At 47.1% G+C, this 14,319-nt stretch carries 12 protein-coding genes; 3 read left to right on the top strand and 9 right to left on the bottom strand.

From position 1 onward, the window contains the following. Positions 1-4: 4 nt before the first annotated feature. The 5 genes from ACFQZE_RS17870 to ACFQZE_RS17890 form a co-directional block, all read right to left on the bottom strand. Positions 5-1,273, bottom strand: coding sequence for an S-layer homology domain-containing protein (locus ACFQZE_RS17870; protein ID WP_379359478.1), 1,269 nt, complete (start codon positions 1,271-1,273; stop codon positions 5-7). A gap of 16 nt (positions 1,274-1,289) precedes the next feature. Continuing rightward, positions 1,290-2,252 carry an S-layer homology domain-containing protein gene (locus ACFQZE_RS17875; RefSeq protein WP_379359480.1) on the bottom strand — a complete coding sequence of 321 codons (963 nt, stop codon included), beginning with the start codon at positions 2,250-2,252 and terminating at the stop codon, positions 1,290-1,292. Positions 2,253-2,477: 225 nt separating this feature from the next. Then, positions 2,478-3,731 (bottom strand): MFS transporter, encoded by a 1,254-nt coding sequence (locus ACFQZE_RS17880; RefSeq protein WP_379359482.1) that lies wholly within the window; start codon positions 3,729-3,731, stop codon positions 2,478-2,480. A gap of 31 nt (positions 3,732-3,762) precedes the next feature. Further along, the gene (locus tag ACFQZE_RS17885; RefSeq protein WP_379359484.1) at positions 3,763-5,031 is read right to left on the bottom strand and encodes a DUF2087 domain-containing protein; all 1,269 of its coding nucleotides are present in this window, start codon (positions 5,029-5,031) and stop codon (positions 3,763-3,765) included. 251 nt (positions 5,032-5,282) lie between these two features. After that, positions 5,283-5,726, bottom strand: coding sequence for a hypothetical protein (locus ACFQZE_RS17890; RefSeq protein ID WP_379359486.1), 444 nt, complete (start codon positions 5,724-5,726; stop codon positions 5,283-5,285). A gap of 172 nt (positions 5,727-5,898) precedes the next feature. Between ACFQZE_RS17890 and ACFQZE_RS17895 the strand changes: the two genes are divergently transcribed. Beyond that, positions 5,899-6,312 (top strand): Lrp/AsnC family transcriptional regulator, encoded by a 414-nt coding sequence (locus ACFQZE_RS17895; protein ID WP_379359488.1) that lies wholly within the window; start codon positions 5,899-5,901, stop codon positions 6,310-6,312. A 104-nt stretch (positions 6,313-6,416) separates the two neighbouring features. Here ACFQZE_RS17895 and ACFQZE_RS17900 read toward each other — a convergent pair whose 3' ends face one another. Together ACFQZE_RS17900 and ACFQZE_RS17905 are read right to left on the bottom strand one after the other, a co-directional pair. Beyond that, on the bottom strand, positions 6,417-7,601 hold the full coding sequence (locus tag ACFQZE_RS17900) for an MFS transporter (RefSeq protein ID WP_379360101.1): 1,185 nt from the start codon (positions 7,599-7,601) through the stop codon (positions 6,417-6,419). 89 nt (positions 7,602-7,690) lie between these two features. Further along, a complete protein-coding gene (locus ACFQZE_RS17905; RefSeq protein WP_379359490.1) occupies positions 7,691-8,803 on the bottom strand; it encodes a lactonase family protein in 1,113 nt (370 codons plus the stop codon). 182 nt (positions 8,804-8,985) lie between these two features. Between ACFQZE_RS17905 and ACFQZE_RS17910 the strand changes: the two genes are divergently transcribed. Together ACFQZE_RS17910 and ACFQZE_RS17915 are read left to right on the top strand one after the other, a co-directional pair. Then, entirely contained in the window at positions 8,986-9,336 is a 351-nt protein-coding gene (locus ACFQZE_RS17910) for a hypothetical protein (RefSeq protein ID WP_379359492.1), read from the top strand. Between the two features lie 119 nt (positions 9,337-9,455). After that, the gene (locus tag ACFQZE_RS17915; RefSeq protein ID WP_379359494.1) at positions 9,456-10,463 is read left to right on the top strand and encodes an aldose 1-epimerase; all 1,008 of its coding nucleotides are present in this window, start codon (positions 9,456-9,458) and stop codon (positions 10,461-10,463) included. A gap of 81 nt (positions 10,464-10,544) precedes the next feature. On the opposite strand, the gene ACFQZE_RS17920 is transcribed toward ACFQZE_RS17915, so the two are convergent. Together ACFQZE_RS17920 and ACFQZE_RS17925 are read right to left on the bottom strand one after the other, a co-directional pair. After that, complete coding sequence (locus tag ACFQZE_RS17920; RefSeq protein WP_379359496.1) at positions 10,545-11,423, bottom strand: ABC transporter ATP-binding protein; 879 nt, start codon at positions 11,421-11,423, stop codon at positions 10,545-10,547. Positions 11,424-11,426: 3 nt separating this feature from the next. Beyond that, entirely contained in the window at positions 11,427-14,297 is a 2,871-nt protein-coding gene (locus tag ACFQZE_RS17925) for an ABC transporter permease (RefSeq protein WP_379359498.1), read from the bottom strand. Positions 14,298-14,319 lie beyond the last annotated feature (22 nt).

Raw genomic sequence — 14,319 nt, forward strand, 5'->3', positions numbered from 1 at the left:
TAAACTAGTAATTTAGATGTAAATAATATCTTTCGGTGGCAGCCATAAAAGTAAACTTTTTTCCATTGAAAATAAAATCTTTTGTATTTCCTTCTTCAATTAATGAAAGCAGTTTCTTCTTCAATTCGTTTCCTTTACCTACTCCGGCAAGAAGTTCATATAACGCATTTGTATATCCTTCACTAACTTCAAATTTTGATTGCACCGGAAAACTAAAACCAACAGCTCGATGATTACCGTAAGAAACATCAACTGCTAACTGATCTTCAGGACGTGATTCGTAATCTCCTACCAGACTAAAATAGTTAAATTTCTCGTAATCAACTTTGTTTTTAAATATTAAAATCGCATGACCACCCTGCTGAAAAATATGTCCTTTAGTCACATTTTTTTTTGCAAGCTCCAAAAATTTTAAATACATCTCATGCTTGAACTTATCAGAGTGGAGATAAATTCGATCATTGTTTTCTATGTAATACTTCCCTTTCAAACTAGGCTTAAAGGGCTTGCGCAACGTTTTGTCTCTTAATCTGAGCACCATAGTAAGCGCTTCGGCTCGTGTTACGTATCTTTGAGGATAAAAATACTGGTTTGGATACCCGTTCATAAGACCCGACAACAACACAGTAGCGCGATAAATGCCTGACGTTGTTTTCATCTGGCTAAAATCTTTTAACCCGCTGTTTTTAATTGCTAATGCCTCGTATTCACCGTCATAAGGATCTTCTACTTTTGAAATCCAAGCTCCCAACAAATAAGAAGCTTCCTCGCGCTTGATTTGCTTCTGGAATACCTTGTATTCCTTAGGAAACACTTCGTCGTAGGATAATAGAAACGGAATCTCGTATATAAAATCGATATAAGGCTTGGCCCAATATCCGCTGGAGGCGTTCTGGAATTGGAACTTTTCGCTGCTGACGGCAAACTTGATCGCTTTTAGATGGCCCGGCCGTTCTTTTTCCAATTGGGCGAACCAGGCGGGGTCAAACTGCGTTTTCCCATCCTTCGTCACACTGTGGGCGCGCAGCATCATCACTACAAATTGATCGGCTCTAACGACATCGTCCGGCCGAAACTCCCCTCCGGGAAAACCTTCTGCCAACCCGGTTTCATAGGCTTTAATAATGTTGTCCTTTGCCCAATGATTCCCAATATCTGAAAAAGGAAGCTCTTGTCCCCCTCCCTTCTCATTGACCTCCATTGCTGTAGCGCCGTTTGAAAAAATACCGAAAAACAACAAAATTGAAATACAGATAGCCATTCCTCGCTTCATTTTCTACTCTCCCGTCTTATAGTGACTTCATATATTGTTCAAGCTGGCTAACAGCTTTGACCGCCTCAGCTCGTGTAACCTCTTTCTCTGGTTTGAATGTACCGTCAGCGTAACCGGAAAATACCGATTTATTTGCTACGATATCAATGGAGTTCCGATATTTCTCTCCCAATTCTCGCGTATCAATAAACTCCAAATGGTTTGGCTTTTGGGCGTCCACCAGCTTTACTAGATCGGAAAAGAATACAGCAGCGTCCTTGCGGAGTACCGAATCTCTCCTAGCTGCTTCTATCCCGGTTTCGTCCATCCCTAAATGAACGGCAGCTTGTAAAAAGGGAGCAAACCACTCCATTGGATCGGTCGTATAAAAGCTATAATTTTCCCATCCCAACTTCATTGCTAGCTGCTCGTCCAGCACCTTCCATTTCAATGCCCGCAGCCATTGCCGCTTTCCATTCGGCTGTTCTTCCGTCAACGCGAATACGGACATTTTCACAAGTGCTTCAAACGAAACGAAGTCATCGGGACGGAATGTCCCATTGCCATACCCGGAAACGATGCCTCGCTTGGCATAATCCTCAATCCATTCTTTCGCCCAATGGCCGTTCATATCGCTAAATAGAGATATCTCAACCTGAAGATTGAAGTAGCCCGCCTTCGCTGCCGTTATTTCAAAACGATACTTTCCTTTTGGAGCCGGTGATACTGAATACGTGCTGCTCCAAACCTTTCCACCGTCGCTTTCCTGTCTAACGACTCTGGTCATATTGCCGAGGATGACATGACCGCTTGGCAATATCAACTTCGACTCAAGAGAAGCTTGACGGCTTTCCAGCGAAAACACAATTTGTGCGGCCGGTTCCTTCAAATCAAATGTTTTAGTCGAGGCAGCCTTTTCCTGGGCTTGTACCGGCACTCCTGCTAAAAGAAACAACAAGATGCAGCAGCACGCCATTCCAACTCTTTTGCCAAAAAACATGATTCTCACTCCCACCCCTTAAAATGTGGCACCGCGTCAGCTTCAGAACAACAAAAAAAGCACGCATCTCCCTGTTTCCAAGGAGTCCGCGTGCTTCGCTCAACTCAATCTTTAATCATTATTCGTCTATGTTACTCCAACATTTTGCAAACTGTCAACTATTTGTTAAAACGAGCTTGTTCAAAAATCCGCCCGCGCCACACGCCAGCTCACCGCCGATCAAAGCTAAACGGCTTCTCCCGCCTGGCTCGCTTGAATTGCAGGTTTATGTTTGAACAGCGGCACCAGAAGAAGCATGCCCAAAAACATCAATCCCCCGGCAGCGCAATAAATGCCTACCAGCGGATAATAAACTTTCAGCTTGCCCGCAACAAGCGTCATCACTAGCATCGTTCCCATAAACATAGGGGACAGCACGCCATTGACGCGGCCAACAAACTTCTCTTCCGTCCATTGCAAAATGAGAGTGCTGATGCCGATCTGAATACATGGCATGCCAAGGCCGCTAATAAACTGTAAAACCAAAGTGAGCGGCACGCTGGTAGACAGCCCCATTCCCGCCATCGTCAACGAGCTGACCAGCATGCCGAGCGCAAGAAGCTTCTGAGGAGCGATTTTTTTCGCAATGGTCATCACAATTCCCCCGCCCAGCAGCATTGCGGCACCATTGACCATAAGCAAATATTGCAAAAACTCCTTTTGTTGCCCTAACCGTTCAATGACGACGAACAGACCGAGCGTCTGAGCGATCCCAACGGCGATGCCCGCCAGCGCAAACGTTCCTCCCAGCGACTTCAAAACGGGACTGCGCCATACGTATTTGAGACCGTCGCCAAGCTCTCCCCAAAAATTGCGTTTCTCCGCTTCGCTTTTTTCCACTGGACGATCGCGAGGGATGCGGTACAGAACAAGTGCCGACAGCAAAAAGGCTACGCCCATCACTCCGACTGATACTTCGATGCCATAACGCTGATAAACGATGACGCCAAGCGATGGACCTACGACCATAAAAATCGCAATGAGCGACTGGAACATCGCCATAGCCCCTTGAAGCTGCTCCGGCTCAATATGCTGTTTGAACAGCTTCATGGCCGACGGCTGCGAAAATTGCGACAAAATAGCCGATATAAAGGTGACTAAATAAACCATGTGCCAAGAGCCGACCATAATGGTAATTAACACGGCAAATACGGATACGGCTGACAGCAGATCGCACCAAATCATCGTCAGCCTTGGCCGCCAACGATCCGCAAAAGTCCCCCCGATAAAGGAGAATACAAAAATAGGCAGCAACTCGACAAATCCCATTAAGCCTACGGCAAAAGGATCGTCATTCGTCATATCCGTTACATACATCAAAATGGCGAAATTGCGAACCCAAATACCGATTTGAAGCAGCACATTGGACAAAATGATCGTTTGAAAAAACTTGTTTCGCAACAATGAATTCGGCTTAACCGATTCTACTTCCGTAGACACTTTAGAACCCTCGCTTTCTTAAAATAAGCTGTTAATGATAACCCCGTTCACCGTAAGGATTCAGCTCGAGCAGCCATTTCTCCTTCAGCTTCTCCACTTCCCGCTTATAGTTTTTAGCTATGCCAGGCAGCTCCTTTCCGTCCTCGTCATGAACATCGTTATAATCATATCGAATCGGATTTTCCAATTTAACGGTCTCCAGAACGAGATAAGAAAATTGTTCAGCCCCATATTCCTTCCACTCCCGCTGCAATTCCTTGTTTTGATGGGAGCCGAGGTTCAGCATAAACGTTTCTTTATTCCACAGCCCCTCCAGATGGGTAGAGCCTCCGATAAAAATGCGCCCGTTCGTTTTGTTGCGAATTTCGTAGACGCCCATTGTTCTCTCTTTTTCTTGATATTCCGCCGTTAACGCTTTGCGAGCCGCCTTATCGGGTTTTGCCGAAGACTTGCTTGTTTTTGTTACGGCCTCCGTCGTTTCGGCCTCTTTTTTCTTATTAGCTTCCATAGCCGCATCATCCTTCCTCTTTACTGGAACCCAATATTCCGAGCCGTCATTTTTTCGGTCCAAGTATCCGTATTCAATCAAATACCTTCTTATCGTGACGTAATCCGTATCGGAAAAGCTTTTTAGCCGCTCATTTATTTCCGCTTCCGTATATGACTCTCCTAGTTTGAAAAAAGTAGAAATGTGGCGGAGCACCGCTATTTTTCTTTTTTCCTTGCTCGGAAAAGAATCCAGCGGGCCTTCGGGACCATCCGGCAAATATTGCTCAATCAAACTCTCGTATTCTTCCTCGGTCAAAGCAAATCGCTCATCGATTTTAGTCGCCGTACGATGTATCGGCACAAATTCCGGATCGTTCCGGACCCCCTTCTCCATTAGCTCCGTTATGGCTAGCAGCAATTTGGCCTGCTTCGCCTTTTCCTTCAGCACAAAGCGATGGTTGCGTATCGTAGAGGAGCTCCCGCCTGTTCGCTTCACGATATCTTGATCGGACCGCCCTGCGGCGAAATCCTGAATCAGCTCTTTTTGCAAATCGGTCAGACCTGTCGCCTTTTTGTCTAGGCCAAGCAAATAGTCCAGCATGGAGCCATGCTTTTCGGCAACGTGGAAGCCGGCATACTTTTTCGCATCATAAAATCGGCCCGAATCGGCCGCTCTAAACACTTCTCCATTTTGAAATTGTTCTCCGCACAGCAAGCAGCAGTAGCTTTCCTCTGCTTCGTCATACAGGAAGCCTTGCTTCGTTTCTTCAATCGAAGCTCCCCAGAAACGTTCGTCCAGATGAACGGACATGTTCAACACCCCTTTATTTCAAACAAAAATCGGATTCGTTTGCTTATTAATCAAACATAATAAACATTCGTTTACTTATATAACAAACATAATATCACTTCGTTTGGTTTTTTACAACCATTGCCTAATCAATATCTAATCCGCAGTACTCAAAATAATGAGACCCTAAGGAGGCTATCACCTCCGGTTGAACACCGAGTGGCGATAGCCTCATATTCACTTTATCTGATTAGCTCACTACCATTTTGCAGTTACTGAATTACAACTAAATACGTGTTTGGTGAATACGGCCCAATTTGATTGCTTATCTCAATGTTGGCAAATGCACCAGGGTCCAATATGATATCAAATCGATAGAAGCCATAATCCTGAATAACCGGAATTATCCTTCCATTTCCTCTTATGCTTATGTGCGAAGGCATATAGTTAGTTCCATCCGGGCTATCGACAATTAAAGAGTACGCTCTAGAGTATGAGAACGTGTTTGTAACTTTGAAATAGTCCGTATCTCCTGGTGTCAAAGTAGGGAAAGACCAATCGCCAGCATTAAAAATATGAGGATTGGACGGACTGTCTGTTTCAAACGGTGGAATATACGATGCTGCGCTTACACTTGATGGAATGATTAGTGCTGCAATTAGAAGAAATGCGCTTAAAAGAGCAATAGAGCTTCTTTTTAATCCTTTAATAACCATTGTTAATCTCCTCCTAAATTGTTAGTTGCAATCCTCTTGATTAACCTTCTAAATATGGTAATAATTAGTTAAGGGCCCTTGCTTTCTATAATAAGAGATTCTATTCCCCATTTACATAGACTCGTGAAAGTAATTGTTACATTTTACTTTAGCCATGAAAGGGAGTAAAAATATGATTGACCATATTGATCTAGAGATTATTAGCTTGCTTCGGCAAAATGCTCGAATGCAATGGAAGCAAATCGGAGAAGTCGTTCATATGACTGGAGCAGCAGTAGCCAATCGCATACAGCGGCTTGAAGATTTCGGAATAATAGAAGGATATTCGGTAAAGATCGACGAGAAAAAGATCGGAAATATTTACACCGCTTTTGTCATCGTCATGATGAAGGACTATCAGCACACAAAGTTTCAGGAATTCATAAAGGAACGGGAAGAGATTAAAGAGGCGCATCGCGTGAGCGGAGATCCTTGCTTTATTTTGAAAGTGGAGGTAGCCGAGCACCTTCAGCTCAGCAGACTGCTTGATGAAATATTGATTTACGGAAACTACAGAATAAACATTTCAATGGGAAAGTTCAAATAAAGCACTATACGCATTTTATTTTATAAATAGAAAGAGGGACTTCCAATAGTCATCAATTGATAACTTTTAGGATAGCCCCTTCAACATTTAGTGAAATTTTCCGATTATTCCCGCCGATCCTTCGGCAAAAAGATCGCGAGCGTGCCAATGAGAGGCAAAAAGCTCGCAAGCAACATGACAAAACCCATCCCTTCGGTATCCGCTATGCTGCCGAATACGACGGAGCCGAGCGCGCCCATGCCGAACGCAAGCCCGGTAATAAGTCCCGATGCTGTTCCTACTTTGCCAGGCATTAATTCCTGGGCGTATACGACGCTGACCGAAAAGCCCGATTGCAAAATAAAGCCCATGACGGAGATGACGGGATACACCCAAAACAACGGAAGATGAGGAAGCAGCAGAGCGAACGGTGTCGCACCCAAAATAGAAATGAGCATCATATTTTTACGGCCGAACCGATCCGCCATAATCCCGCCCATAAATGTGCCCAGTACTCCAAATACCATAAACAAAAAGAGGGGGACTTGGGCAGCCGCTACCGATATGTCATACGTTTCTTTGGCAAAAAATTGATAGAAGCTGCTAATTGCCGCTCCATACCAGGAACGAGCAGTCACAACAATAAGCAGCAGTGTCAGCGCAAACGCCACAACTTTGCGATCGATGACCGGCGCTGAGCTTGATGCCGCTCCGGCCTTCTTTTTCGCTGGGGCGCCATGACTAGCGAGACCTGCCGCATACCAAGGCACCACTTTAATAAGAATGGCAATAGCCGCCACCCCAAGCAGCATCCCCCATACCGCCCCTCGCTGACCGAGCGGAATAAAGATAAACATCGTCATAAGCGGGGCAAGCGCCTGCCCAAAATTGCCGCCAACCTGGTAAATCGACTGGGAGAACGCTCGGCGATTTCCTGCCGCCAGATGAACGACTCGCGACCCTTCCGGGTGAAAAACCGCCGAACCCAATCCAACAAACATAACGGCCAGCAGCAGGAGCGGATAACTTGGCGCATAGGCGAGTCCCGCCATTCCAAGCGTACTGCTGATCATTCCCGCTATAAGCATCCACGGTGTGGGCCGCTTATCCGACCAAAGCCCGACGACCGGCTGCATAACGGATGAAGTCATATAAAGGGTAAAGGTAATCCAGCCCACTTGTGCAAACGATAGGTTTAAAGACTCGTGAAAAACCGGAAGCATGCCCGATACGACCGATTGCATGGAATCATTTAAAAGATGGACCGCACTAATGGCGATAAGCATGCTGTATACGGTAACCGTACGCATATCGTTAGCTGAACTCGCCGACAATGCTTTAGCTTTCACGATGCAGGACCTGCCTTTCCTTACTTCATCATAAAGCTTGATGCGCAAATCTACTCTTGATGGGCAAACCGAATGCAAACAGGGATTTTTATTTTCAAGTGATGATCCGTTGCCGTTAGCGTGCCTTTTTCCTGATCTCTACGGAATACGACAATATTGTTGCTGTTTCCATTGGCCGCGAGCAAAAAATTTCCGTCAGGCGTGATGCCAAAGTTACGAGGCAGCTCGCCGCCTGAGCTGATATGTTGAATAGGTGTCAGCGTCCCGTTGCTCTCATCTACCGAATAGACGGCAATGCTGTCGTGTCCTCGATTAGAGGTGTACAAAAACTTTCCGTCAGAAGAAAAATGAATATCAGCGGAATCGTTGTATTTTGAATAGCCAATTGGCAATGTGGAATAGGTTTCGCCCGGAGTAATAAGCCCCGTTTCTCTGTCCAGGTTCAGACGCGTTATGCTGGAAGCCAGCTCATTGGTCACATATGCGACGGCAAGCCTTGGATGAAAGGCAATATGCCTCGGTCCCGTTCCGCCTTGCAGCGATGCTTCCTGCTTTTTGACAAGGGTTTGCGACTCCTCGCTGTGCTCATAGACGACAACAGCGTCCATTCCAAGGTCGGCCGCATAAACAAACGGCGTTCCCGGCCATGAAGCCACGAAGTGTGCATGCGGCTTTTGTTGACGATCCTCCACCGGTCCCGGCTCGCTTTCATGCTGCATCACAGCAACGGCTTCCGCCACGCTGCCATCTTTAAGCAAAGGTAAAAGTGCGATGTTGCCTCCTTTTTTTCCTCCTGAATAATTGGCTGCGTATAGTGCGGTTCCCTTTTCGTTCACGCTGACATAACACGGATGAGCTCCAACTGTGGAAGCGATGCTAGTAACCTCGCCAAGCAATCCGCTTTCCGGATCGACAGCTACCGCTGCAATTTTGCCACCTGCCGTTCCATCCGCTTTTCCGATTTCTTTAGCCGCGTACAATGTTTTTCCGTTCGGATGGAGCGCCAAAAATGAAGCATTGTCCACCCCTCTTACCTTTTGGACAATGCTAAGCTCACCTGTCTCCTTATTCATCTGAGCCGTATAAAGGGTTATTCTCGCCCGGTTGCCATAACATCCTATATAAAAGATGCCTTGTTCCCATCCGGCAAATCGCTCGCTCATGCCATGATCCCAACCTTCCGTTCCTTTTTTCTTAAGTCTGTTCCGTTCACAATAATGTGAACATAGCATAAGCCGGCGAGTCAGACAACGACTTTTTTGTATACGGGCTTCACAGGACCATACGGCCATGCTATAATGTAAGCGCTAACATTGAATATTCACATTTCTAAGGGGGATTCGGAATGATGAATGTTTTACTAGACGAACGCAATGTGTATGAAGATTTTGATATGGAGAACAATGTCCTCTACTTCAAAATTGGCGTGCAAGGCCTCGTCAGCTTCCATGGCAGAAACTATAATAGAAAAAAAAGAATGACTGCCGAAGAAATTCAAACGTTAACGACGAACGCAGCCTTTTACCCAATCAACTCCCACTGTTACATCAATCTTGCCAAGATCAAATCCGTCTCCGGCGGAACTGTTTACTTCGGTTCGGAAAATAGCTTCGACTCCAAGCATCTTCCCGTCAATCGCCGCAAGCAGGCCTTGATCGAGCAAAAGTTTCTGCAGTTGACCAAACGATCGGGCTGAACAACCTGCAGCCGCTCGGCTCTCTAACGGGAGCCGGGCGGTTGTTCATTTTCCAAAGCCCTGTTATTCTAGTGGCATGCCGCATTTCAACTACGCTTTTACATACAGGAGGATTTACAATGACAGCGCAGAGACAAGCCGCTTATGAAGGCAGCTTTTACGATGAGAGAGCCGTCTGGCTGCAATGGGGCTCATACGAAGCTGCTATGCTCCCCAAATTAGGAGCCAATTTAATTGCATTCCGCGATCTCGATCGCGGCATCTCTATGTTGAGAGAGCCTTCGGCAAAAGGGATGGACGACTTGCGCCTTAATCCCGTCGTGTACGGCATTCCCGTTCTATTCCCTCCTAATCGCTACGAGGACGGCACCTTCAACTGGAACGGGCGGACATATGCTTTTCCTATTAATGAGCCGCATACCGGAAATCATATTCACGGCTTCCTTCATTCGTCTGAATGGGAAGTAGAGCAATATGGCGTTCTGGAGCATGAAAGCTTTGCGGTTATGAACATAACCATCGATGAAACCCATCCTATCTACGCTTATTTTCCTCACCGTTTCACTATAAAGCTCCGGTACTCGCTTAGCGCTAAGGGGCTGGCGCAGCATGTCACCGTTCAAAATGAGGGCCAGGAGGCGATGCCTTGCCTGCTTGGATTCCATACGACGATCAACGCTCCCTTCGTTCCAGGCAGCGGGCCTGAACATTGCCGCTTTACGTTGACCATGGACAAAAGATGGGAACTAAATGACCGGATGCTGCCGACAGGCCGCACGGTGCCGCTGAGCCCGGACGAACAAGCGATGAGGACAGAAGGCATTTCCCCATTCCGCTCGCCGCTTGACCATCATTACAAAAGCGCGGCTCTAGACGGACATAACCGAATGGTGCTGACCGATACGCGGACGGGAATCGAGCTGGTTTATGAGGCGGGAGCCGCCTACCGGCAATGGATGATTTGGAACAATGGCGGGACGCCGGGCTTTATTTGCCCCGAACCGCAAATTAATATGGTGAACGCCCCGAACGTCGCCTTGCCGCCTGAAGAAACAGGACTCCTATCGCTCGCGCCGGGCGAACTATGGGAGGAAACGAGCCGGTTATTTTTACGGCAAACGAATTAGATTAACCGTACAAAAAAAAGGGACTGAGCCAACCGGCCAGTCCCTTCCTCGTGGAGCGGGATAAAAACTAATATGCCGTTGTTAATTGCTCTCGCCTTCCTCGGGAGGCAAAATGACGATTTTGCCATCGATTAGCTCCAGCCGCACTTTGTTGCTGTTTTTTAACCCGATCGTCTCCAAGTAGTTTGAAGGCACTTGCAGCCGTCCCGCTTTATCCAAAATGGCGTATTCCACATGCGATTCGCCGGCCAGCTCAAGCTCCGCGAGTTCTTCCGCATAAGAGCGCCTGCGCAACATTTCCGAGGAAATTTTCCCATCGCGTATAGCTGCCACTCGGTCCACCTTTTTGGCTAGCTCGGGGTCATGCGTGACAATGACGATCGTAATGCCAATAGAACGGTTCAATTCGCGGAACAAATCCAAAATTTGATTGGACATATTGCTATCGACCGATCCCGTAGGCTCGTCCGCGAGCAGCAGCTTAGGATGGTTCGCAAGCGCAATGGCAATGGCTACCCTCTGCTGCTCGCCGCCGGACAGCTGATACAGCTTGTTGTTCGCACGGTGGCTTAGGCCAACCGCCTCCAGCAGCTCCTTCGCTCTCCAACGCTTCCGGCTGCCCGTGAGCAGAATGGGAAGCTCAACATTTTCTTGCGCAGTCAAATAAGGAATCAAGTTTCTGGCGTTGTTTTGCCAGACGAATCCGACGCTTTTTCTTTTGTAGTCGACCAAATCGCGCTCTTTAAACTTCAGCATATCTTTGCCGTCTACCATTAGTTTGCCTGCCGTCGGACGATCCAGACCACCAAGCATGTTAAGCAGCGTCGATTTGCCGCTGCCGCTGTTGCCGATAATCGCCATCAGCTCGCCAGACTCAATTTGAAGATCAAGTCCTTGCAGCGCAAATACTTCCAAATCCGCCGTTTTGTATATTTTGACTAGTCCTTCGCAATGAATCATCGTTTAATCCTCCCCGAGCTTGAGAGCCTGATGTACACGCAGCTTCGACAGCATATAGGCCAAAATACCGATCCCTACGGTCAGCATAATGCCCACCATCCAATAAATGCGCGTTAGGTCGCCCTCATCGATCTGGACAAGGAACGGCGGAACGAGGCTGTTCGGATTAAACACGATTTGGAAATTGGGCACATACAGCAAGCTGGTTACATTTCCGACAATAATGCCGAGAACAACCGCAATGCCGGAGGTTAGCGCTTGTTCGATGGCCAGCATCGCAATCAAATTGCCTACCGACAAGCCAATGGCGCGCAATATGCCGTTTTGCAGCGTTCGGCCGCGCAGCGACAAAACCCAATACAACAGGAAGCCAATAAAGCTGACTATAAGCGAAATGACAAATCCCAATGTCAATAGGCCGTTTAAAGCGAGCAGGAACGGATCGTTTTTGGCCAGTGCCAGCTCTTCTTTTGTATTTATAATTTTGTTTACGGACACGCCGCTTTCCTCTATACCATTGTACAGCTCGGCTGTTGTCGCTTCAGGCTTCAGCTTCAGCCAAACTTGATAAGGCTCAAGCGCAAGCTTCAATTGAATTTGCGGCAAATGGCCGACAATAAGCATGGGATCTTTGTTGGCGCTTTTGAAATTAGCCAAGCCTTCCTCCGGCAACGGATTAAACGTTGGGAAATAATCTATAATGCCAAATACGCGGAACGGCTGATGAGTAACCCCCTCCCAGCCTACCTGCAACGTGTCGCCGACTTTTACGTTTTTTTGTTCGGCGAGCGTTCGGGAAATAAGGACCGCATCCAAATGGGTCGCCATTACATTTAAATAATCATTTAGCGGATAATCGAGCAGCGTATCCCTAAACCAAGTCGTCATGCCAAATTGGTCCGAGTCTATGCCGATCAGTGTGGCGGGACCAGTATCTTTTTCCGTGCTGAAGGTCACTTCATTTTTTGTAAATACTTTTGCGGCATAATCGACCCCAGGCAGCTTCTGAAACGGATCAAACGGAGGCTCCAAATAATTAATTTTGCTGTTAGTAACGGGAGCGGCTTGCGGCGCTCCACTGCCGAATACGGGCGGCGGAGCGTCGCTGACCCAATTTACATTCAGCACAACGTCCGCTCCATTGCTATAGCGAATTCGATCCTCCGAATTGATATTGATCGTTCGAGCAGCCGAAGCGCTAAATACACCCGTCGAAATGGTCATAATGAGAAATATCATTAAAAACTGATATTGATTGCTTGATCGGCCTACTTGAATAAGCGTCGCATAGGCGGCAGGAGGCCACCATTTTTTCCCGAGCCAGTAAACAAGCCGGAGTATCCATGGATATAACCTGAGTAGGAGCAGTCCTGCGCCGATCGTAAATAAAGCCGGTACAACAAACTGCAGCGGATCAATATTTAAATCTGTCGACCCCAGCCCAAGAGACTGCAAATCGGCCAGCTTCTTTTTGAAAGCATACAGTCCGTAAAACGCTGCCGCCAAAGCGATGACATCCAGAAACAGCTTATGCCAAAGCGGCGTTTTTACAAGCCGGGCCATCTGCTGCTTATGATCGACAATAGAAACTCTTGTAGCGAAGACAATCGGGATCATCACAAGAAGCAAACAAACAGCTCCAGCCAGCACCCCATACAAGTAAGACTGTTCCGTTATTCGAACGGGGAGCGAAACGCGCTGAACAAATTGCATAAATCCGCTCGACGCCCCAAGCACTTTAGTCAGCATTGCGCCAAGGAAAGGCCCCGACACTACAGCCGCTGCGCACAGAATGAGCGCCTCTACCAAATAAGCGGCGATGACCTGCCATCTTGCGGCGCCTCGGCTTCGCAGCACGGCAATTTCGGTTTTTTGGCGGCTCGCAATCAAATTCGCTACCATAAACATATAAAACGCCATCATAATTAAGACGGGCACGTTCAAAGCCCACATAAACAAGTTCAAATTAGCAGCTTTAATCAAATAATATTCGATTGTATCGAAAGCAACGGCTTCCACTTTCATTTGATACAGGGTCACCTGGCTTAGCATTGCGTTCCGTATTTGATCATGCGTTTTCAAAAAGGCATCGACATGGCGGAACTCCATTTTTGAATAATCCAGCACTAGATACCAACCGGCGCTTGCAACGGGAATACTCTGATCCTTCAACATATGCTGCATGGCTGTTTCATACGGCAAAATAAAGCTGGCGCTCATATCATTCAAACTGCCGGATCGGAAGTACGTATCGTCATCCACGCTTTTTTCAATGATGCCAACCGGCTTGAATCTCATTTCGCCATTCGTTTTGCTGTTGCTCGCAACAAACTCCGTCCCGAGCACCGATCGGTACTGGATCAGCGTTTTTTCCGTGACAAGCACCTCATAAACGCCATCAACAGGAGCTTTGGCCGGCATTCGGCCATCCTTCAGCTTTACATGCTTCTCCAAATTCGAAAAAGCTTTAACAGTCATCGTTTGCGAGTTGTTATCCGTGATAGGCTCAGGATCGCTGGCCAGCTTCATTCGAAGTTGCCCAGAAGCCACATCCTTGACTAATTGCTGAATCGGAAGCTGAAAGTTTTGCGAGCCCTCTCCTTTCATCAAGCTATCGATATTGTTAAACATTCCGTTATGTTTACCCGGAGAGCTTGAAGGAAAAGAAAACATCGAATACACTCCGCCGGGATATTGACCCGAAACCGTCTGCCATCTTTCTAAGTCCTTTTTGAGCATCCTCGACAAAATAGCCTCAGAATAGATCGGCATGCTGCTGACGAGAGCCACAGACATAACTATGCCAAGCAGCAAGCTGAACACTAACCATTTGTTCTGTATCATTTTGCGGACTATCATGACAAACAAAGCCATGCAACTAACCCCCCAAATCCAA

It is taken from the genome of Paenibacillus sp. GCM10027627 (assembly GCF_042675505.1).
GTDB lineage: Bacteria > Bacillota > Bacilli > Paenibacillales > Paenibacillaceae > Pristimantibacillus.

Excerpts from the sequence above, each read along its gene's own strand:
- ACFQZE_RS17890 (WP_379359486.1), bottom strand. The coding sequence starts at position 5,726 with ATGGTTATTAAAGGATTAAAAAGAAGCTCTATTGCTCTTTTAAGCGCA.
- ACFQZE_RS17875 (WP_379359480.1), bottom strand. The coding sequence starts at position 2,252 with ATGTTTTTTGGCAAAAGAGTTGGAATGGCGTGCTGCTGCATCTTGTTG.
- ACFQZE_RS17920 (WP_379359496.1), bottom strand. The coding sequence starts at position 11,423 with ATGATTCATTGCGAAGGACTAGTCAAAATATACAAAACGGCGGATTTG.
- ACFQZE_RS17895 (WP_379359488.1), top strand. The coding sequence starts at position 5,899 with ATGATTGACCATATTGATCTAGAGATTATTAGCTTGCTTCGGCAAAAT.
- ACFQZE_RS17900 (WP_379360101.1), bottom strand. The coding sequence starts at position 7,601 with ATGCGTACGGTTACCGTATACAGCATGCTTATCGCCATTAGTGCGGTC.
- ACFQZE_RS17910 (WP_379359492.1), top strand. The coding sequence starts at position 8,986 with ATGATGAATGTTTTACTAGACGAACGCAATGTGTATGAAGATTTTGAT.
- ACFQZE_RS17885 (WP_379359484.1), bottom strand. The coding sequence starts at position 5,031 with ATGTCCGTTCATCTGGACGAACGTTTCTGGGGAGCTTCGATTGAAGAA.
- ACFQZE_RS17905 (WP_379359490.1), bottom strand. The coding sequence starts at position 8,803 with ATGAGCGAGCGATTTGCCGGATGGGAACAAGGCATCTTTTATATAGGA.
- ACFQZE_RS17915 (WP_379359494.1), top strand. The coding sequence starts at position 9,456 with ATGACAGCGCAGAGACAAGCCGCTTATGAAGGCAGCTTTTACGATGAG.
- ACFQZE_RS17925 (WP_379359498.1), bottom strand. The coding sequence starts at position 14,297 with ATGGCTTTGTTTGTCATGATAGTCCGCAAAATGATACAGAACAAATGG.
- ACFQZE_RS17870 (WP_379359478.1), bottom strand. The coding sequence starts at position 1,273 with ATGAAGCGAGGAATGGCTATCTGTATTTCAATTTTGTTGTTTTTCGGT.